The 18,814-nt window shown below is 64.3% G+C and carries 20 protein-coding genes; 11 read left to right on the top strand and 9 right to left on the bottom strand.

What is annotated here, in order from left to right:
- The first annotated feature begins 168 nt into the window (after nt 1-168).
- The gene (locus DEJ32_RS14870) at nt 169-639 is read left to right on the top strand and encodes a hypothetical protein (protein WP_146234186.1); all 471 of its coding nucleotides are present in this window, start codon (nt 169-171) and stop codon (nt 637-639) included.
- A gap of 1,062 nt (nt 640-1,701) precedes the next feature.
- Here DEJ32_RS14870 and DEJ32_RS14865 read toward each other — a convergent pair.
- Nucleotides 1,702-2,322: a hypothetical protein gene (locus DEJ32_RS14865; RefSeq protein ID WP_146234185.1), complete on the bottom strand. Its 621-nt coding sequence runs from the start codon at nt 2,320-2,322 to the stop codon at nt 1,702-1,704.
- Nucleotides 2,323-2,347: 25 nt separating this feature from the next.
- Nucleotides 2,348-2,920, bottom strand: coding sequence for a hypothetical protein (locus DEJ32_RS14860; protein WP_146234184.1), 573 nt, complete (start codon nt 2,918-2,920; stop codon nt 2,348-2,350).
- Between the two features lie 376 nt (nt 2,921-3,296).
- Here DEJ32_RS14860 and DEJ32_RS16065 point away from each other — a divergent pair, with 376 nt between their 5' ends.
- From DEJ32_RS16065 to DEJ32_RS14835, 6 genes are all read left to right on the top strand, one after another.
- Nucleotides 3,297-3,950, top strand: a complete 654-nt coding sequence (locus DEJ32_RS16065; protein ID WP_146234183.1) for a hypothetical protein — start codon at nt 3,297-3,299, stop codon at nt 3,948-3,950.
- Between the two features lie 401 nt (nt 3,951-4,351).
- Complete coding sequence (locus tag DEJ32_RS16060) at nt 4,352-4,996, top strand: hypothetical protein (protein WP_146234182.1); 645 nt, start codon at nt 4,352-4,354, stop codon at nt 4,994-4,996.
- Nucleotides 4,997-5,210: 214 nt separating this feature from the next.
- Entirely contained in the window at nt 5,211-5,561 is a 351-nt protein-coding gene (locus DEJ32_RS16580) for a hypothetical protein (RefSeq protein ID WP_258369090.1), read from the top strand.
- Between the two features lie 141 nt (nt 5,562-5,702).
- A complete protein-coding gene (locus DEJ32_RS16575) occupies nt 5,703-5,990 on the top strand; it encodes a hypothetical protein (RefSeq protein ID WP_258369089.1) in 288 nt (95 codons plus the stop codon).
- A complete protein-coding gene (locus DEJ32_RS16570) occupies nt 5,941-6,522 on the top strand; it encodes a TraG/TraD/VirD4 family protein (protein ID WP_309146434.1) in 582 nt (193 codons plus the stop codon). Before DEJ32_RS16575 ends, DEJ32_RS16570 begins: the two co-directional genes overlap by 50 nt.
- A gap of 2 nt (nt 6,523-6,524) precedes the next feature.
- Complete coding sequence (locus DEJ32_RS14835) at nt 6,525-6,935, top strand: DUF4913 domain-containing protein (RefSeq protein ID WP_110901841.1); 411 nt, start codon at nt 6,525-6,527, stop codon at nt 6,933-6,935.
- A gap of 31 nt (nt 6,936-6,966) precedes the next feature.
- Here the strand turns inward: DEJ32_RS14835 and DEJ32_RS14830 are convergent, their stop codons facing one another.
- Nucleotides 6,967-7,485, bottom strand: a complete 519-nt coding sequence (locus DEJ32_RS14830) for a hypothetical protein (RefSeq protein ID WP_110901840.1) — start codon at nt 7,483-7,485, stop codon at nt 6,967-6,969.
- A 480-nt stretch (nt 7,486-7,965) separates the two neighbouring features.
- Here DEJ32_RS14830 and DEJ32_RS16055 point away from each other — a divergent pair, with 480 nt between their 5' ends.
- Nucleotides 7,966-8,334, top strand: a complete 369-nt coding sequence (locus tag DEJ32_RS16055; RefSeq protein WP_146234181.1) for a hypothetical protein — start codon at nt 7,966-7,968, stop codon at nt 8,332-8,334.
- Between the two features lie 992 nt (nt 8,335-9,326).
- Here DEJ32_RS16055 and DEJ32_RS14820 read toward each other — a convergent pair.
- Complete coding sequence (locus tag DEJ32_RS14820; RefSeq protein ID WP_110901838.1) at nt 9,327-10,580, bottom strand: helix-turn-helix domain-containing protein; 1,254 nt, start codon at nt 10,578-10,580, stop codon at nt 9,327-9,329.
- A gap of 212 nt (nt 10,581-10,792) precedes the next feature.
- On the opposite strand from DEJ32_RS14820, the gene DEJ32_RS16050 reads away from it, so the two are divergent.
- Both DEJ32_RS16050 and DEJ32_RS14810 read left to right on the top strand, forming a co-directional pair.
- Nucleotides 10,793-11,287: a hypothetical protein gene (locus DEJ32_RS16050; protein WP_146234180.1), complete on the top strand. Its 495-nt coding sequence runs from the start codon at nt 10,793-10,795 to the stop codon at nt 11,285-11,287.
- Nucleotides 11,288-11,512: 225 nt separating this feature from the next.
- Nucleotides 11,513-12,661 carry a site-specific DNA-methyltransferase gene (locus tag DEJ32_RS14810; protein ID WP_110901836.1) on the top strand — a complete coding sequence of 383 codons (1,149 nt, stop codon included), beginning with the start codon at nt 11,513-11,515 and terminating at the stop codon, nt 12,659-12,661.
- Here DEJ32_RS14810 and DEJ32_RS14805 read toward each other — a convergent pair.
- Genes DEJ32_RS14805 through DEJ32_RS14795 form a run of 3 tightly spaced genes read right to left on the bottom strand, consistent with a single transcriptional unit; the run spans nt 12,612 to nt 15,665 of the window.
- On the bottom strand, nt 12,612-14,003 hold the full coding sequence (locus DEJ32_RS14805; protein ID WP_110901835.1) for a hypothetical protein: 1,392 nt from the start codon (nt 14,001-14,003) through the stop codon (nt 12,612-12,614). The two genes, DEJ32_RS14810 and DEJ32_RS14805, sit on opposite strands and share 50 nt — an antisense overlap.
- A gap of 2 nt (nt 14,004-14,005) precedes the next feature.
- Complete coding sequence (locus DEJ32_RS14800; RefSeq protein ID WP_110901834.1) at nt 14,006-15,010, bottom strand: McrB family protein; 1,005 nt, start codon at nt 15,008-15,010, stop codon at nt 14,006-14,008.
- A complete protein-coding gene (locus tag DEJ32_RS14795; RefSeq protein ID WP_110901833.1) occupies nt 15,003-15,665 on the bottom strand; it encodes a hypothetical protein in 663 nt (220 codons plus the stop codon). Before DEJ32_RS14795 ends, DEJ32_RS14800 begins: the two co-directional genes overlap by 8 nt.
- Nucleotides 15,666-15,763: 98 nt before the next feature.
- Here DEJ32_RS14795 and DEJ32_RS14790 point away from each other — a divergent pair, with 98 nt between their 5' ends.
- Entirely contained in the window at nt 15,764-16,249 is a 486-nt protein-coding gene (locus DEJ32_RS14790; RefSeq protein ID WP_110901832.1) for a hypothetical protein, read from the top strand.
- A gap of 9 nt (nt 16,250-16,258) precedes the next feature.
- Here the strand turns inward: DEJ32_RS14790 and DEJ32_RS16695 are convergent, their stop codons facing one another.
- Nucleotides 16,259-16,513, bottom strand: a complete 255-nt coding sequence (locus DEJ32_RS16695; RefSeq protein ID WP_375342328.1) for a GIY-YIG nuclease family protein — start codon at nt 16,511-16,513, stop codon at nt 16,259-16,261.
- 685 nt (nt 16,514-17,198) lie between these two features.
- A complete protein-coding gene (locus DEJ32_RS14785; RefSeq protein WP_110901831.1) occupies nt 17,199-18,611 on the bottom strand; it encodes a RelA/SpoT domain-containing protein in 1,413 nt (470 codons plus the stop codon).
- Between the last annotated feature and the right edge of the window lie 203 nt (nt 18,612-18,814).

Genomic DNA, 18,814 nt, shown 5'->3' with positions numbered 1-18,814 from the left:
ACCGCATAGCGGTCACGTCTGGGCCAGAAGGTGGGCGGATTGGTCTGCAGCGACCGTCGAACGCCAGCGAGAGGGAGGGCAGCGGCCCCGTTCTGGCCACGAACGACCCACAGCGGGCCGCGCCGTGACCGACCAGTGCCGGCGGCCCCTACTCGGTACGCTGCGGCCGTGAGCACAGCGCACGTATCCGACTCCCTCGCTCAGCGCGACGCCGAGCCGTTGATCATTGCCGCGATCGCGGCGCACGTCGGAGTGCCGCTGGCGCCGGCGCGAGTCGAGTTCGAGGACGGTGTCCGCGTTGAGCTCGACGGAGCGTCCGAGGACCAGAAGGTCCTCGTCGAGGCGTACGCGCACGTCGGCGCGCTACGAGGCGGGCAACCGAAGAAGCTCGCGACAGACGCCTTCAAGCTCCTCTGGGCCGGCCGGAAGCTCGAGGCGACGCGGCTCGTCATCGCGGTCATAGACGTCGAGGTCGAGCAGTACCTGACGAGGCCGAAGGCGTGGCTGACTGCGGCACTCCGCGACAGCGGCGTCGAGGTCATCCGAGTCGCGATCGACGACGAAGCGCACGCGCGCGTCGAGGCTGCGCAGCAACTGCAGCTGATGGCGGTTCCCGGAGCGTCAGCGCACGAGGAGTGACCGGCGTGACTGACAGACCGGGGGTGGCAAGTCCACTCCGATGCGCTCACCCGCCAACAGCGGGCACAGTAGCGCGCCACGTCACAATCGGGTGACGCGCCCAGCTTGTGCGAACACGCCGTGCCGGCGTCGACCACACGAATGATCCCCCGAGGGGCCTCTGCTCCCCGGGGATTTTTCGTCGTACCGGTTTGTACCGGATTTCTCGGTACAGGCACGCGTTCAACGACGCCACGAAAACCCCAGTTTAGAGGCCTGATTCTCGCCGCATCACCGATTGTGGGCACGCGGTGTTCCACTTCGTGTACCGGGAGCAGATCGGCATGAAAGCGGTCCTGATCGGGGGAAAGCGTGCCGTGTACCGGTTGTACCGCTTCTTTCGAGGAAGCCCTATGCGTGCGTGTGCGCGCATGCGTGCGTGCGTGCGTAGAGGTTCGCAGAAACCGGTACAACCGGTACAAACTGCCTCTCTACCCTCCTACTTCCTTGGAAAATTAGGGAAGTAGGGCTCATGGGGCGTACCGGTTCTCTAAAATCACGGCTCAAAAGTGGTACACGACTCACACCTGCACGAGCCCTCAAATGCCGGTTTGACCTGGGAAAACCTGCCACGCGAGCCTGTACCGGTTTCTGAACGCGAGAGTGGTACATGTGGTCCGATCGCGCCCTCGAGTAGGTCGAAGTGGCTGGCGAGCCTGAGCACCCGTGCCCGACGATGGGTGCGGCTCTCCGCCGCAGCGGTTCAGTCACGCCGCGTCGGTCGCCGCCCGAGAACCTGTGCTGCGTGGACTCTATGCTTCGCCGAAACCATTCGATCGGCCACCTCGCAACAGTCATGTCGACGATTGATTTCCCCTGGATCGCGTTGATCAGAGCCGCTTGTTGCCGAGTCAGGACGCTCGAGGCACGTCCGTCTCACGTCATCGGCCTGTGTCTCGTCGAGCTCCCAGAGTCCGGTGTGCTCCGGGTACTTCTCACGGATGTACTCCCGCACCACCTTTCCCGGCCGCGACTCATTCGTGTAGCCGAGCTCGGCCGCCAGCTCTCGCGGCGTGTACGTCGTCACGAGCGCGGCCGCTTCGAGTGATTCCGCGCGGGGTTCCGAGGCTTGGTGAGCGACTTCGAGTTCGTCCGGCACAGCTCGCCGATTCTGGAGCCGCACGACGGGCATGGGTGGGACAAGTCCTCGGTGGCGCGAAGATCGCGCTCCATACCTGCGTAGAACGCGTCCACCGGAACACTCGACGAGTCGAGGATCGCCTGTTCGACCAGGTCACGGTGCTTCACGAGCGCGTCGTAGAACCGCTTTGGGTCGTCGGCCACACGCATCACGGCCGGGGCGACCTCCCACAGCGCCCGCTGCAGGTTCGGAAACGGTCGCGGACCACCGAAGTCGCCGTTGCCGACGCGGACACCGTCTCGTCGGGCTTCGGCGATGTGCAGCATCTCGAGGTAGTGCAGTTCGAGAGGCGACTCCGCCGTCGCGACGATCGTCTTGGTGAGGCCACTGGTGCCATGCTCCGCGAGCACCTCGGTCATGAAGGCCCCGCTGCCGAGGTAGCCATCGACGTGCTTCGGGTCGAGGCGCGTGCTCTGACCGATGTAGGTCCACGCCTTGTCGGCCGGTGCGGTCCTGAACACGTACCCGACTGCTGACGCCGGCACCCTTGCCTGATCGCTCATGGTCACCACTCCCTCGAGGTCATCGTCATCGTCCCGTGAGCCGCCCGAACCACCCGCGGCGTCTCGGTGGTGCGACGCGCGCCTCGGAGGCTCCCGCCGGCACGGGAACGCCGATCGTCATGGTCAGCTCTCGCTCCGCCGGGTCCGGCATCGGCGTCATCGGCCAGTCCGCCGGCACGTAGTGGTCGGGCACCACGTACCCGCCGCAGTTGACGACCTCGCCGACGGCGCTGATCGTGACGCTCTGCACGTGCAACTTCCCGTCGTTGAAGTCGAACGGCCTCCGGCCGTAAGGGACGTACGCGGTCGCCTCCCGGGGGTTCTTCGACCAGGTGAGTCGTCCGACCGTCCCGGCGGGCGAGGCCGCCCACCAGTGGCTTCCATCCCACCGCACACAGAGCTCGTTGCCCAAGCGCACCCCACGCATGCGCTCGGTCACGCTCGAGCGGTAGAGATTCGACGCCTGCGGCGTCCCGCGGCTGGCATAGACACTCGCAAGGAGCCCCGTCGTCCCGAACCGGCGGTCACCGTTCTTGTGCACCGAACCGAGCTGCGGATGACCGTCCGCGGCAGCGGGCACGTCCACTGCGTCGTTCACCTGATTCCTCCCCGGCTCCTCATCCCCATCTTGCTGCGTTCTCGCGCCGATAACCAGCGTCCGGGGCTCCCACTCACTTGTCGAGGAAGTATCCGAGATGCACCCAGCTTCCCCTGTCGCAGCTGCCGCCGACGTCACGTCGTCGGACACCCAGCGCCGGACTCATCAGACGGCCGCCAATGAGGTGATCGTCGTCCTCTGCACCCGCCGACAAGCTCAGCCCAGTGTCACTTCAAGAAGTCGGATCCAAGCCGACGAGAATCACAGTTATCGCAGCTATTCGGCGGATGGTCTACTCGCCCGGTTTCGACTCGATCGGTGCTCTGAAGCCGTCGGATCTGCTCGTGTCCGGGGTGATTCGTAGGCTCGAACCGCCATGACCGAACTGCTGCCACTCCCCGCCCAGGGCCTCCCTGCGCGCGTGATCACGCACATCGGGAACGATCTCGAACTCGCAGATTCGCCTCTCCGTCCTGAGCTGCTCGAGGGCATCGCGCAGAACACTGCGCAAGCGAGCGCCGCGGGCACCAGACGGGTCTACGAGGGCGACTGGGCGGCGTTCGAGCGCTGTTGGGACGTCCATGGCCGGCGGGCCCTGCCCGCGCAGCCACAGACCGTCGCGGCCTACATCACCGACCGCGCTGCGCTCGTTGAGCCGGGCAGCGGAGACCACGTCTACGCACCGAGCACGATCTCGAGGTGGGTCACCTCAATCAACGTCCGGCACGAGCGCGAGAACCTCGCCCCTCCGGGCGCGACCCGTACGGTCAAGGACACCCTCGCCGGCATCCGGCGCGACAACCCACGGCCAACCAGGCGCATGGCGCCACTGCTGCTGAACGACCTCAAGCGAGTGCTGCGGGCATCGACCTGCACTCCTACCCCGCGTGTCGCACATGTTTTTCTCGTTTTCGAGGACTTGGAACGGTCCAAGGAAAAGACCACCCCGCTTCCGCTCTTAGCCTCCCCCTACCCGGCACCCTGGTCGCATGACTTATGTCCCTCCGGAGCCTCCAGAGCTCCGCCGTGAAGTCGGCTCTTCTCTCTCAAATCGATGGCCGCCACCCTGGCAGGATGTCATCGAGTTGACCGCCCAATGCCTCGCGAACGCCCCAGACGGGAATTCAGTAGGGGATCACACTCCCTGGGAACAGTCGTCGCTGGCGCAACGGGAGGCCCTTCGTCGATTGGTCGTGCAGGTCCTCCAGGCCTACGCCGATGCCGACAGGCTTGCCGCCTCGCGGTACATCAGCGCAGAGGCAGACCGCGAAGCGGCACGACGTCGGGGCCAGCGTTTACCGATAAGCAAGCCGAACAAGGACGGTTGATCCCATGCCGACACGTCTCCAGATCGCTCGAGCGCGCGCTCGCGTTGCCCTCGCCGCCAGGATGGGCGAGGAGCTGCCGGACAGGGTTCACATACTCGCAGCGATGGACTTCGCAGATGCCGACCACACTGCGGCGACTGGCCGAGGTCGCGAAGGCCGCCAGCGGCCGTGGCGCGGAAACCTGGCACCATTGCTGGGTGTTCACGCCGCGGGTCACGACTTTGGGCGCTCACGAGAGTTGGAGCACCGGCGGGACGGCCAGGGGCTAAAGCATCGCGCAGAGCAAGCGATCCTTGAGTCCCTTCCTTGGACGCATGAGCAATACGAAGCAGCAAGGACATCCGTGGCGCGTGGCGACCTTGACGCGCTCGAACGCAGCGTCAGGCAAAGCGCGCTGAACGCCGCAATCACCTTCGAGGAGGCATCCGACTGGCTGAAGGTGGGGACCGCGCGGGTACTAGCGCGACTCGCGTCTGGGGACCTGTTTGCGTTCGTCGCGGACAACGAGCTGCTGTTCCCGGCGTGGCAGTTTACGGACGACCCCGGCCGCCCGGTCTTGCATCAGCTGTCGACCTTGATCGAAGCATTCGATGATGACATGCACCCAGCGTCGATCCTTGGCTTCATGACGACACCGCACTCCTCCACACGAATCGACGGCATCCCGATCGACCCTGTCGAGTGGCTCGCCAGGGGGCGTGAGGTTCAGCCCTTGGTTGAGATACTCGGGGTCCGGCGGCTGATGTGACGACGTCGCCTGGCCGCGGAACAGATGGTCCACGGTTCGACGGCCATCGGGATCGTTGTCGCGCTGATTCAGATCACGGTGGTGGTCGTGCAGAGGGATTCGTCGTCGCGCCAGGCTTGACCGAACACCATTAGACGAGCCCGACCCGCGTGCGCTGGGCCTCGTGGGGTGACCTCATGATCGGCATCGCCCGCCCCCGCGTGGGAAGACGGCATTGCTGGTCGTCCCAGCGATCCTCGCCGCCTTGGGCGCGCTGCTGACCACGTCGAACAAGCCGGACACGGTCGAGACGACCCGGACGCTCCGCGACGAGGTCGGCACGACGTGGGTGTTCGACCCGCAGGAAGTCGTCGACGAGCCGCCGACGTGGTGGTGGAACCCGCTGTCGTACGTCACGGACGACACCACGGCCGCGAAGCTGGCCGGGCACTTCGCCGCCAGCTCCCTGGAGCCCGGCGACAAGGACGATGCGTTCTTCCACCCAGCCGGGAAGGACCTGCTCGCCGGCATGCTGCTCCCCGCGGCCCTGGATGGCCGCCGATCACCGCCGTGTTCACGTGGCTGACCGACCCGGACAATCGCGAGATTGTGTCCGTGCTCCGCCGCGGGGTGCGACCTGATCGCGGACGACGTCGAGAGCCAGTCCCGCACGTCCCCGAAGCAGCGCGACGGCGTCCACGGGTCTGCCCGGAAGATGGCGGCGTGCTTGAAGAACAGCCGCATCGGCCGGTGGGTGACCCCGCTCGGCGGGAACATGGCCGGCGATCGTCGCCCGCAGTTCAGCCCGGACGAGTTCGTGCGGGGCACGGACACGCTGTACCCGCTGTCCAAGGAAGGTGAGGGCACCGCGGCGCCGCTGGTGACCGCGCTGACCGTCGCCGTCGTCGAGGCCGGCGAACGACCGCCAAGACGCAGCACGGCGGACGACTGGGGACGCCGCTGCTGTGCATCTCGACGAGGCCGCGAACGTGTGCCGGTGGAAGGCCCTCCCTGACTTGTACTCGCACTACAGGTCGCGTCGGATCCCGATCATGTCAATCTTCCAGTCCTGGTCGCAGGGCGTCGACGTGTTCAGCCTCGCCGGGATGCGCAAGCTCTTCTCCGCCGCCAACGAGGTCGTGTACCTGGGCGGCGTGAAGGAGACCGAGTGGCTGCGGGAGCTGTCGGAGCTGATCGGTGACTACGACCACGAAACAGTGTCGTACTCGATGAACAAGGGCGTCCGGTCGGCCAACGTACAGAACAACCGCCGGCGCATCCTCGACACATCCGAACTCGCCGAGCTACCCCGCGGCCGCGCGATCCTCCTCGCGTCGGGGCTTCGGTCCTCGATGATCCGCACGGCCCCCTGGTACGAGAGCAAGGACGCGGACAAGGTGCAGGCGTCGATCGCGGCGTACGACGCCGGCGAGCGGGTCGGACGGACCACGTCGACGGCTACCGCGACCGCGACGGTGCCCGTTGAGGGCAACCCGTGGCAGAACGCGTCGACGGGCACGCCGCTCGAGGCGGAGGACGGACGGTGAGCATGGTCGCGGAGTGGGACGGGCACGTGGACGACGCGGCGGACGCGCTGCAGCCCGGGCCGGAGACGTTATACGGCTCGGCCGACGAGTTCGTGCGCGAGTTCCTGGTCGTCGCGTACCGGCGCGAGGTCAGCCCGAAGGGCGACTACCCGTGGGACGGCCGCTGGTGGATGCACCCGGAGGCCGTCGCACGCCTCGACGCGCTCTGGCGCACCTGGGAGCACTTCCGCAACGACCGAGCGACCGGGATGAGTGTGTGGTGGCGTGACCACGCCGATCACCACATGGGTGTCCTGATGAGCCCCGCGGGTCCGTTCGGGAACTCGTCGGGCACGACGGGCCCGGGCGAACTGCTGCCTTACACGGCACCGCCGCCCGGCCTCTTCGTCGATGTCCGCACAATTGCGAGCTAGCAGCGGGGCACGCTCGGGGCGAGCGGCTGAGCTAGTCAGGACGGACGATCATCACGTCCGTCCTGCTGAATAGCCCTTCGAAATCATTGCGGTCCAGGTCGTTGATGGCCGCAGCGAATGCGTACTCCTCCTCCGTCACGGACCACGTGAACACGGCGTCGTCCGGAGACAGCACCAGCTCGTCGCTGTCCGCGCGCGTCGGCTTCGGGGACGGGAAGTACGCGCGGTTGCCGTCGACCGAGACCAAAGTGCGTCGGTCGACGTGGGCGCCTCGGTAGAAGACGTCGACCCAGAACGAATGCACGTCCGGGTCGGCGAAAAGACCTTCCGCCCACGGGTGATACTCATCGCGCTCACCAGGCCGATGCATACCCCATTCGACCGATATGTCGATGTCCGTTCGAAGAACCGCACGACTGGTGTGGGTGATGGACCCCTCGAAGCCGCTGCTGCTCCAGTCGATCCAGTGGTTGTAGAGCGGTGCCTCAATGCGCTGCCAGTCATCTGAGCCCGTCTGAGCAATCAGCGCTCGGATCTCGTCAAGCTTCATTCCAAGATCTTCTCACCGAGCGAGGACCGATAACGAGCGTTATGAAGCAACTCGCGTGAGGTGTCGGCCGCGATAACCGAGCCAACACCTCCGCGGCTACCGCCGGGCGCCAGCTGCTGCGCAGGAGCTCTTCGCCGCCGGCGTGACTTCCGCGCCGACGCACGGCGCGCCCTCGTGATGCGACCCAGAGCTTCGCCCGACCTGCACGACCTTCGTCGACATGTGTGGCCAGTGCGGTGTAACCGGCAGTGAGCCAGCAAGGGAGCCGCATGTCACAAGCAATGGTCGGTTCCGGCGAAGACAGGCGCGACGCAGTTCGATTCAATGGACGAGTCTGGGCCGGAAGAGGGGCCCGATGGGAGAGATCGGGGCACGGTCGCGGCTTCTTGCGAGGCAGGAAACGCTGGAGCCGCTACTCCTATGATCCGCGTAAGGGGCACAGTTACAACCTCGGCACCCAGCACATGAGAAGGAGCCACCATGTCTTTTACTGACTACCCGAATGGGCTCCCATCCTATGAAAATGGTTGGCCCACGGATGGACTTGTTGGCAGAATAGTCTCGTCGAACGAATATATCTGGCTGGAGACTTTCGGAGAACCGCCCGACGGCGGATTCGTACTTCACCTGCCGGGACATCGTGATTTACCATCACTCGATGGTGAGGGATTTCCCGATCAGATGGCCGGGCTGCTCAGTGACGCCGTTCTCGTTCACGAGTTCCTGCGAGAGTACCCGTGCGTTTGGGAAACCGACCCAGTGATGGTTGAGAAGCTCGTCAATGAAAATATCTCCGATCTTTACCCGGATATCAGAAAGCGCTCTCCGAAAACCGAGAAGCCTAACTGACATCTGGCGACACACCCGCGACAGGGATTTAACCTCTCATGCCGCGGCCGCCGACCCGTCGCTTTCGTCGGCTCCTCAGCGTGGCTCACATCCGGCGCCCATACGAATACTAGGCGACGATGAGTTGGTCGCCGTGCTGACTACCCGAACCGAGCCGGGCTTAGCTTTTTCAAGCATCGTGATCAAGAAGGTGAACAGTTGAGATATTCGAGCCTCAGCAATTTCCGTGGCGCAGCGCATTAGCTCGACGGACGCGAGCTTCTGCGGAACGCGCCTCGTGCAGGACTACCCGTTGACGATCGACGAGCGCACGCACCACTACACGGCCACGGCAACGCACACGCTCGCACTGGATCCTGCCCGCACGGGCCGCGTGACCATAAAGACCGAGCTCCACGACGTCAGCGGGCGAGGCCATGCCCGCACCCATTGCGGTGATCCGCCGGACGACTCTCCGTGCCCTCGACGCACGACGCATGCGGACGCTTAAAGAGCAGGACTTTGTCGTATCTAAGAGCCGATAATGTGTCTTATCTCAGATTGAACGGGTGACATTCGATTAGATGAAGACACCAGCACTCCCCCCGGGGCGATTGAGGGTCTCTCGTCGCGTGACACATCTCTCCGAGCGCGCCGCGAAGCGAGGAGGTCCGGAGCGGCCCAGGTCGTCCAAATGATCGAGTGCGGGTGAAGCACTTACTTCCTCGGGCTACGAGTCGCCGAGCTCGGTGGTGCCGCGGGGAGGCGTTCGTGACAGGTTCGAGTCCGCGGCCCTGGCGATGGCAAGTACAGCTCAGCCAGTACCCCACCAGGGCGGTCACGGTGAAGCACCAATCACTTCAAAGTGCCCCACTCGCGTTCGAAGGGGCTCAGCTGCTGAATCGTACAGACGCCCAATACGCCCGGGACGCCCTCCGAGACAGCGCCGAAGCGTGGAACGGGAACGGTGCCGCATCCGTTGTGCCAATCGCGGTCGCGCGGGAGGGCGCGGCCTACGCGCGCCCTGAGGTCGCCAGCGCACTAAGCTCTGGCACGTTCTCCTCGAAGACCCTCCAGCTGCCCACGGCACGAAGGAGCGGCCTGGTGAGGCGACGCACTGCCGCCGCTGGGTGCTCGAGCTCTTGATGATGGACGCGGGTGAACTGCTCGTTGATGGGCTGATCGTAGGCAGGCTTCGGAGCGCGGTAGAATCCGCGCCCATCATCGACGGCGGAGGACTGGCGTCCTTGGAGGAGGGTGGCTCTAAGTGCTACGTCCCAACTGCCCGCGTATCCGACGTGCTCGGCGACGCTCCGGGCCAGGCTCAGGAGCTTCCACGCTCCCCCGACCAGGGTCCCATCCTGAATCGTGCCCGGATCTTCCTCGTCCGCGGCGGTGCTGAACCCGGTGTAGATCATGCCGACAGTGCCATCTGACTCGATCCTGATCTCCAGGCCGTACTGCTCCCCAAATTTGTTGTCGGGGTCGTTCTCGCGAAGGTTCGTCAGGGAGATCGCTGTCGAGCGCTGCACGAGCGAACTACCCATGCTGAGGTACGACGACCAGTTCCTAAGAAAGGGCGTAAGAGCGTCGTCGGAGGCTTGATCGAACGCTCGCAGCTTGTCCTGCGATTCCCACAAGAGGTCTTCGGCGCGGTCGGCGACGTGACGATGCGGTGTGGCCACCAGGTAGAGGTGCCCGTAGCTGGCGGCGGGCTCAGCAGCCGGGGCGTTCGGTCTCGCCGAAACGTAAGGGTCCTGATTGTGCAGGGCGTCAAGCGCGACACGGCTCAGTTCGAGCTCGGATCCGCGAGCACGATGCAGCCGAAGTACCTCAGCGTCGCCGAGCTTCCGGTTGGTTCGCTCGCCCCGTCCGTAGTAGCGGCCGTCGACCATGTGCGGTGCGTCGGGGCTCTCAGGGATGTCGACCCAGACGTATCCGAGCCCGTCTGTGCCAGAGGGGATCTCGCGTGGGTGCACCGGCAGCGACGGCTCGACTAGGGTCGCGGCGATTAGTTCGATCCGCTCGACCATGTCGTGCAGCGCGAACGGCTCTGGGGAGAACGTTCGATTCACTTTGTCCTCGCGGACGCCGATCAGGAGCGCGCCGCCATCGATCGCGAAGCTCGCCAGGTCCTTTGCCGTCCCCCGACGCTCCCCGTCAGTAGTGCCGACCGTGAGCTTGACGTCGAGCTGACTCGACTCCACGACGTCGCCACGCTTGAGCGCCGCGAGGACATCCGACTCGGACTGCGGAGGCCAGTTCATGCGGCCGGAAGAACCGGGCGCTCGATAAGCGAGACGCCACCAGCGAAGCGGTGTGCAATGCGGGTCATCTTAAACGGGTCATCCTCCGACCTGGATGGTAGCGGGCGCAGCGGCCCACACGCGGCCTTCACCGCTCTGTGTTGCTCTACGGCGGTACTGTTCACGGAGACAGCCTCCCTGACAGCCGACCGAACCAATACGAAGGCAGTGCGATGGACAAGAACGAACGCAGACACGTGCAGCGTCAGGCGTTCTTGCACCATCTTGAGGCGCAACTCATCGCCGACCAGCAGCAGTACACACTGCCGGTCGCACCGTCTCCGATCGCCAACCTCGGACCGCACATCGATGGCCCCTTCGCCGCAAATCAGAACGCCAGGCAGGATCTGTGGCATCGCGCCGAAAACGGCGTAGCCGGCACCGGTGTCCCCGTCTCGGGTCTGCATGGCGCAGCACATCAGAGCGCGGCGGAGGCGCACATCGGCGGCGGCTCCATCGCGAGCGGCGGCGGTGGCCGAGCAGCGGCGCCGGGGAACCTCCGCCGTGCAGGGCTCAGCGCTACGCGCGCGTCGCTGCTTGGGTGGGGCGCCCTCATAGGGTGCGAAGTCGCGATGCAGGCGGGTCCGCCGCTGGTCACTGCCATCTGGCGCGCCCGCCGGGAAGTTCGCGCGGCAGAGCGAGCCGAGCAAGAGCGGGACGAGGGCTAACTGATCTGGGTGACGAGCACCCCACTTCGGTGTCGCACCGCCCGAACAGTCGGAGCCGTTTGGCTCCTGATGGAGCATGGTCAGTGGTTCCGGATAGCGTCTACGCGACGCATTGCATACCGCCGCGGTGTGCGCGAATCAGGGGTCGACGAGCTGGCGTTCTTCCACTAACGTCGACTCCCGTACACAGCGCGGACCCGCGCCCAGAGGATTGGAAGACCGCCGATGAGCGACCCCGAAGCTGCTGCACGACCGAGCCGGCAACTGTCTGGTGCTCGGCTTGGCACCGCTTCGGTTACTCCACTGGAAGCCTGGGAGCCGGGACTCGTTCCCCCCTCAATCAGCATCATCAACGGAGACGCTCGCAGCATCGATCTGCCTGACGACTCCGTCGATCTCATCGTGACCTCGCCGCCGTACTGGAACAAGCGTGACTACGGGCACGTGGACCAGATCGGCTTGGAGGCAACGCCTGAGGCTTACGTGTCCTCAATCATGGATTGCCTCACGGAGTGGCGGCGCGTTCTGCGCCCGAGCGGTTCGATCTTCTTGAACGTCGGTGACACATACCACCGACGCTCCCTCGTTGGAATCCCGTCTCGCATCGAAGCGAAGGCCATCGACGCTGGTTGGTCGGTGCGAAACCGCATCATCTGGGCGAAAGAAGGGGGCATGCCTGACCCCGCCCGCGATCGGCTCGCCTCGCGTCACGAGTACATTATTCACTTCACCTATAAGCCGAACTACTACTACGACCTCGTCGGGTACTCGAACGCTGTGGGCAATGGCGCCAATCCGGGCGACGTGTGGACGATTAACCCCGAACGAAACATGGGCGCACACCTCGCCCCCTACCCACAGGAACTCGTTCGACGTGCTGTCCTCCTCGGTGCTCCAGAGCAAGTGTGCGCAACCTGCGGGACCGCTCGACGGCGCGTGATCGAGCGCACTCGAGAGCTGGATCCCAGCCGGCCGCAAGCGAAGCGCGCAATGGAACTGGCTGACGCGGCTGGACTGACCGATGAACACATCAGAGCGATTCAGGCGACCGGGGTCTCGGACGTCGGTAAGGCCACCAAGTTCCAAAACGGCACCGGCCGAAACTCACTAGAAGTGCAGCGGCTCGCCACCGAAGCGAAGGCTGCGCTCGGCGGTTACTTCCGCGAGTTCACCTTCTCGAAGAAGGTGACAGTCGGCTGGACTGATTGTGGCCACGGCACTCCAGGCCGCGGCGTCGTGCTCGACCCCTTCATGGGAACAGGAACAACCCTAAAGACCGCAGTCAGCATGGGACGAGATGCCATCGGTGTGGATCTGGTGCCGCTCATGGATGAGCCGGCAGCCCCCGAGTGGTCGCCTCGCCCGTCTCGCTGATCAGCTCCGAGTCCAAGAGACTCGCTACGGCGTCGCTGAAGAGCCGGTCTTCGGTGTCCATATCGGCGGCGTTAAGGTCATACCGGTAGTCGAACACCGCCACGTCGCCGATCTGTCCGCAGAACTGCAGACCGCCCTTGACGCCGTGTCCTTTAGGGTGCACGAGCAGAACCGCGGATGTCTGGTACCGGGTTGCGTAAGTGACGGCTTGCTCGACCTCGGACCGGTCGGGAAGCTGCTTCTTGATGAGGGTGTTTTTCAGTTCTGCGACGAGGGGTACGGAGCCGTCCTCCCGGCGGAAAACCACATCAGGCGTCACCCGCACTGCGCTCGCTGCGGGACCGAGCGGGCGCTGCACACGCCCGTTGACGTAGACGTCCGCTGGGGGGTCGGCGTACAGCGGGAGCGCACCGTCCTTGTTGCCGTCAAGAACGCTGATTCCCCAGCGGTCGGTTGCGGCTCGCCTCTGGAGGGTAGTGCGGACGTACTTTTCGAACAGCGGACCCATGTCGAGTAGTAACGACTCCAAGGGCAGAGCACCTGACGGATCGTCGAGCGACAACCCCTTGCCCGTCACGATAGCGACCGCTGTTCGTAGAGCGTCCGTGTAATAGCTCCGAGATGCTGGCAGGGGTGTCATGCCGGCAACGACTGGGTCAGCGAGAAATGAGTGCGAGCCGTTGTCGGAGGACGCCTCGGAGAACGCTTGTAGAAGACGGGAGAGCCGCCGTACACGTTTGCGACTGCCGTGCTGGTTCCCGTGGTCCAGAACATAGCGACGGTGAAGCGTGTCGAGCGCGGCTCGAATGCAGCGGTTCGGTGGGTTATCGACGGTTCGTTCGAACCACGAGTACTGCGCTCGGTAGGTCACGTTGCGCGCGGCAAAATGCCTGATCGTCGGGCCCACGTCGATGCGGCCGCGGGGTGAGGAACCAGATCCCGTGCGACGGACATACGTTCGGTAGAGCCCGCTGTTGATGACTTCGTGAGCGAGGGTGATGAGCCGGTCAGCGAGGAAATCAACCATCCAGTCCGCGGTGGTCGGCGCTGTGGCATACGAACGGAGGGCGTCAACTACGGCAGGCTGATGGCCGCTGCGCTCAACCATCCGGCTGAGATTGCCGATCGGGATGCGAGGCCTGATTCGCAACAGCAAGCGATCGTTGACGGGTACAACCCCGACAATCCCTCCGGCTTGGAGGCGCAATGCGCCGTCTTTGTAGTCGACTGTGAAGGGGTTGAGCCGGCTGATGACGGCGACGTCGAGCGACCCATCCGGGCGAAGGAGCTCCGCTGGGTCAAGCTCGACGTACCCATACTCGACGCAGTCCCGAACTTGCATGCCTACGTGGTGCTGTCGGGCGCGTCGTCATCTGTGGTTGACGCAGCGCCGGGCGTTGGCGGCTGCAGCCCGTCCCACCCACCGTCGACGTCTCTGAACATGGCCCGCCAGCCGGTCTCAACGTCGGTCCGCCCCTCGGGATCAAGTCGGAAGGCTCGGCCCACGAGGTACTGAAGCTGGAAGGCCCAAAGATCGCGCAGCGAGTCGACCCCGTCGACCTGTACGAAGTAAGCGTGGCCAACGGCCGCTGCGGGGTTGTCGTCGGCAAGCTTGTTGATCATCGAGAACCATGCAAGGACTCGCTGTTTAAGCGCGTCATCGACGCCGTTGTCCTCCAAAATGGCGTCAAGTGCGCTGCGCTCAGGATCCATGCGGATCTTGGCGAAGCGTCGTTCGAACGCGGCATCGACCTCGTCAACACCGCGGTCAATCGGGTTCATGGTCGCGAGGATTTCGAGATTCCCGGGGACCGATGTGGTTCGACCGGATGGCAGCGTGACGGTCTGGCCACGCTTGGTCCTCTCGACGTACGTCAGCGCTTCCCCGAAGACGCGCGCAGCGTCCGCACGGCTCAGCTCGTCGATCACGAGAACGAAGCGCTCATCCGGTTGCTGGCCGGCTAATTTGCACATTCGTAAGAAGACGCCGTCTTTCCGGGAGAACCCGCCCTTCACGGGGTCCGGCGCGAACCCTTCCATGAAGTCCTCGTACTGGTACGAGGCGTGAAACTGGACGTACTCGGTCCGTGCCTTGTCGCCAGCGATCGCTTCTGCGATCTGAGCTGCCTTGAAACTCTTTCCGGTCCCGGGCGGTCCGGTGAAGATCACGCCTCCATACAGTGGCAGCAACCGGACAACCAGGGCCAGCATGGGATCTTCGGGGTCCAAAGCTGGCGCCGCTGGTGAGTTCGACGCGTGAGTACGCTCGACCGTGGCTGCCACGCCGATGCTGAGGTCGTCCGCGTCGAGTTGTCGCAGCGGGATCGGGGTAAGTGCTGCGTCAGCCATTGAGCGCCCCCTCAGTCGGAAGCTCGAGCCAGTCAAACTCGACCGAGGGCGAGGCATCACTGAAAAGGACACCAGCAGCCTCGTCGTCAAGGCGGAACCACTCGCGTAGCGCGCGCGGAACCACGTCCGATTGGCGTCGTACGATGACGCCGCGCTCGCGCAAGAAGCGGTCGGTCGCAGTCATTTCCGGCACGCCATTGAAGCCGTAGTCGCGGAAGAGGAAGGTGCCGAGCGCCAGAGCCGACATCGGGTCGTCGTAGAGGAAGGCGTGCAGGGCCTGCTCTGCGTGGTTCTGTGGGAGCCGGAACTGGTTCCCGTCCAGCAAGAACCCGGCAGTCGTACGGATCGAGCTTGGTGCCCACATGCCGGCAAGGTTGCTGTTCATCCAGTAGCTGGACTCGTCGCGGTCAGCTTTCGTGCTGAGAGGCCGGTAGTACGGGCGATTCGGCGGGCCGCCTGGCACTGCGAGCAAATCCCCCAGGTCTGACCACTGGGGTGAAATGTTGCTGCTGCTCTGCTCGATCGCACTGCGGCGGCACAGCTGCAGATAGGGCAGGAAGAACGGGTGAGTGCGCCTGCCCTTCAGCTCCGTGATGGCCCACCTCACGGCATCGCTGGTCAGCACTCGGATCGGCAGCGCGTTGTCGGTGTCCATCGTTGGATCACTATGCCAGTTCTCCGTCAGCTCATGTCCTCATCCCCCTCGCAGAGCACAGCCCCACTTCTGGGCGCACGAGCGGGCAGAGTGGGCTCGTGATCTCTGACGAGTCGACGCCGAAGAAACGCCGGACGACGCAACACATCGGCGCCGCCGGCGAGCTACTGGTGCAGTACCAGCTCCTGAAACTCGGGGTCGATAGCGCTCGGCTGACCACCGATGCCGGCATCGATCTGGTGGTCTACGCCCCAGCGACCGGTGCAGCAACCACCGTTCAGGTCAAGACCGTCGAACGTGCAACTCCAGCTGGAGGGACCGGCCGGTCGGCAATCGGATGGAACTTCCCGCACGACACGCCCGCACAGCTCCTGGCGTTCTGCTCACTCGAACAAGATCGCGTCTGGCTACTCACGGCCGAGGAAGCGCGCGAGGTCGCTCAGCAGCGCTCCCCAAAGAACGTCCGCCGTCTGTACTGGTACACCGACCTCACGACTCCACAGCGCGACGGAGTGCCGCTCCTGCAGACCGACATGGCCTCGTACTTACTCTCTGCTAGGGCGCAGCATTTGTTCCCGAGCTGACCGGCACTGTTACATACGGTTCAGAGGCGGCCGGAAGGCTCGCCGCAACCGAGTCTCCATCGCAGCAGCGTCTCCGGCCGATTGGGACTGAACCCAAGACAGCTGGCAGTCGCGCAGCCAACGTTGAATCGCCGCCGCTTGTTCACTTGTGATCCTCTGCCGTGTGGGATTTCCAGTGACGCTGGGCGGAATCTGAAACAGCAGCTCGCAGACGTTGCGCCTGAGGGACGACCCCGCCAGGCTCACTCCGCCCCCCAGGTGCATCGAAAAGCCGCTTCCGCAGGCTGGTTGCGGTACCGACGTACTGTGGGGCCTCGCGACGCAGCCAGAGATAGACACCTGGCTCGTCGGGCAGGTCCGCTCGGTCAAGCTCGCCTGCCTGGCACCGCGGCGCTGCAAGCAGCCCTCCCCAGTCCCGTCCTGCTGGCTCGCTGGGGGTCATAGGCTCCGCCGCAGCATCAAGCGCGCGCAGGATCGTGTCCATCTCGAAGTCATCCTCCGCGCCGTACAAGTTCAACTCGCTTTGGTCGTAGCGGCCGTCCACGTCCTGACCCTACAGCCGGGATGTCAGGGCCGCGACGCAGCAATACACCTACGACGCGCTCGACAGCTCACCTCGAGCAACACCAGCACCTTCGCCGCGAGCTCGGCCGGATCGCTGACGTCCGCAGCGGGCAACAGTCTGAACTACAACGCCGCGCAGCAGGTCACCGGTATGAGCACCCCGGCCACCGGCACGTCCGCAGCCACCTTGACCACGTACACGTACGACGACGCCGGGAATCGTGTCACCGCTAGCAGCTGTCCGATCGAGAGTCTCGCTGCGTCGTGTGTCGATTCCCTCAATTGCGTGTTCACAGGTGGTCGACTACTGCTGCAGCAGCGATCTCGGAGGAACCTCCAGTGAGGCAACGCGCTCACGTGCAGGTGACTGCAACCCTGGGTGCTGTCACGGCGACGCGGCCAATTCATCTCCGGCGCGCAGCAACCGAATGCCGGTGCCCTGTAGTCGCCCTAGGAGAGTCACCATGCCAACCTCCGCGGCAGACCTCGACAGGTTCGAGTTCACCCAAAGCGGACCCTGCGCGGTCCGAATTTGCCTTGCGCGCGCTCCGGAGTCGAGATCATCTTTCAACGAGACCAGGCCGGGGATCGTAGCCTCTTGCGGACCTTGCTTCTCGCTTACATATCGCACGAGTTCCCGGAAGGTGCGAGCCGCTGTCATGAAACGCCCTTCGAGCCTATCTACACCGATCACGGTATAAATCAAGAGCTTGCCACGTAGACGTCGAAGTCGGCCCTCGAGCAGGGCACCACGATCCGTACTGATCTGGAGTGCGGCAACGATCAACTGTTCTTCGAAGCGCGCGAGAAGGTCATCTTCGAGCCGTCGAACGGCGGTCGGCTGATTCTCGTAAGGCATGAGGGACGCGACGCGTTTCGTATCCACGTCTTGTAGAGCGGCATCAAGCGCTTCGACCGTGGAGAGGCCGAGCCGATGTGCGCACTCCAAGACGAATTCGCGGGATCGCTCGGATCCAAGGTCGTGATCGGGGTAGCGGCCGGTGAGGTACGACAACAGAGAGGTGTCGTTCAGCGCCACGGTCGGGGTATCTATGACGATAAGGTCGTCGTCCGGCTCCGGCTGAGTATGCGATGCCTGGTTCGTGATGTCCGGACGCAGGACCTGTTCAATGTGGTCGAAAGTTGCATCGAGGTACTTGCGCAGGCCACCCGCTTCGACGAAGAGCTGATCGATGAGAAGCTGCTGATCCGCGGGCAAAGCGTCGTATCCCGAGGTGACGGCGTCTTGCCCCTCGTCGGACGGTGTCTTATAACGAACGTCGTGTTCATACTCCGCCCAGGCATGCCCCGCGACTGTGCGGATCTGCACTTCTAGCCCGGGACGAACAGTGAGGAACCAGTGCAAGTCGCGCGCGCGACGTTGAACTTCTTCATCCTGGAACGCCGTGATGATGAGGTGGTCACTGTCGTAACCGTTGTGCTTGTCGTGGCCAGGGTTCACAGCTCCGGGCGCGCGTACTGCACAGGTCTGTTCGAGAAGCTTGACAGCCTGCGATCTGGCCCGTTTCGTGAAGACGATGATTCTCGCAGCGATACAATCTTCAATCTCCTGTGCAGGGCGAACATACTTGGGACTCCCCGCAGCATCTGTCTTTTCGGACTTGACTCGGTAGGACAGCAGTGATTTTGCGCGTGCCTCCACCGTGAAGGTGTCGATCCCGGCATCGCTCAATAGCTCGCGTAGGTAAGAGGCGAGTTGCGCCGCTGCAAGCTGGTATCGCTCATGCTGCTCCGCGTAGTCCCACAGGTGGCCCGCCACCGTTCGCTCGTCGTTCATACGCCCCCCCTGACACGTCCGGCCGACGACCAGTCTAGAGCGGAGCGTCGCCGGACGCCCTTCTCTCGAAAGGGTCAAGACCGAATTTGTAGGCTCGATCGATCAGCAGCGAGCGTGGGCTGTATGGCGATAACGGAGGAGCGTGGCTAGGTCGCGGAGCACGGCTTGTAGCCATGGAAGCCCACCGGGCACGGGGAGCTCTG

Origin of the sequence: Curtobacterium sp. MCPF17_046 (assembly GCF_003224295.1) — a bacterium.
Taxonomy (GTDB): domain Bacteria; phylum Actinomycetota; class Actinomycetes; order Actinomycetales; family Microbacteriaceae; genus Curtobacterium.
Note: the sequence above shows the minus strand (reverse complement) of the source record. Positions and strands in the feature narration are given on the sequence as shown.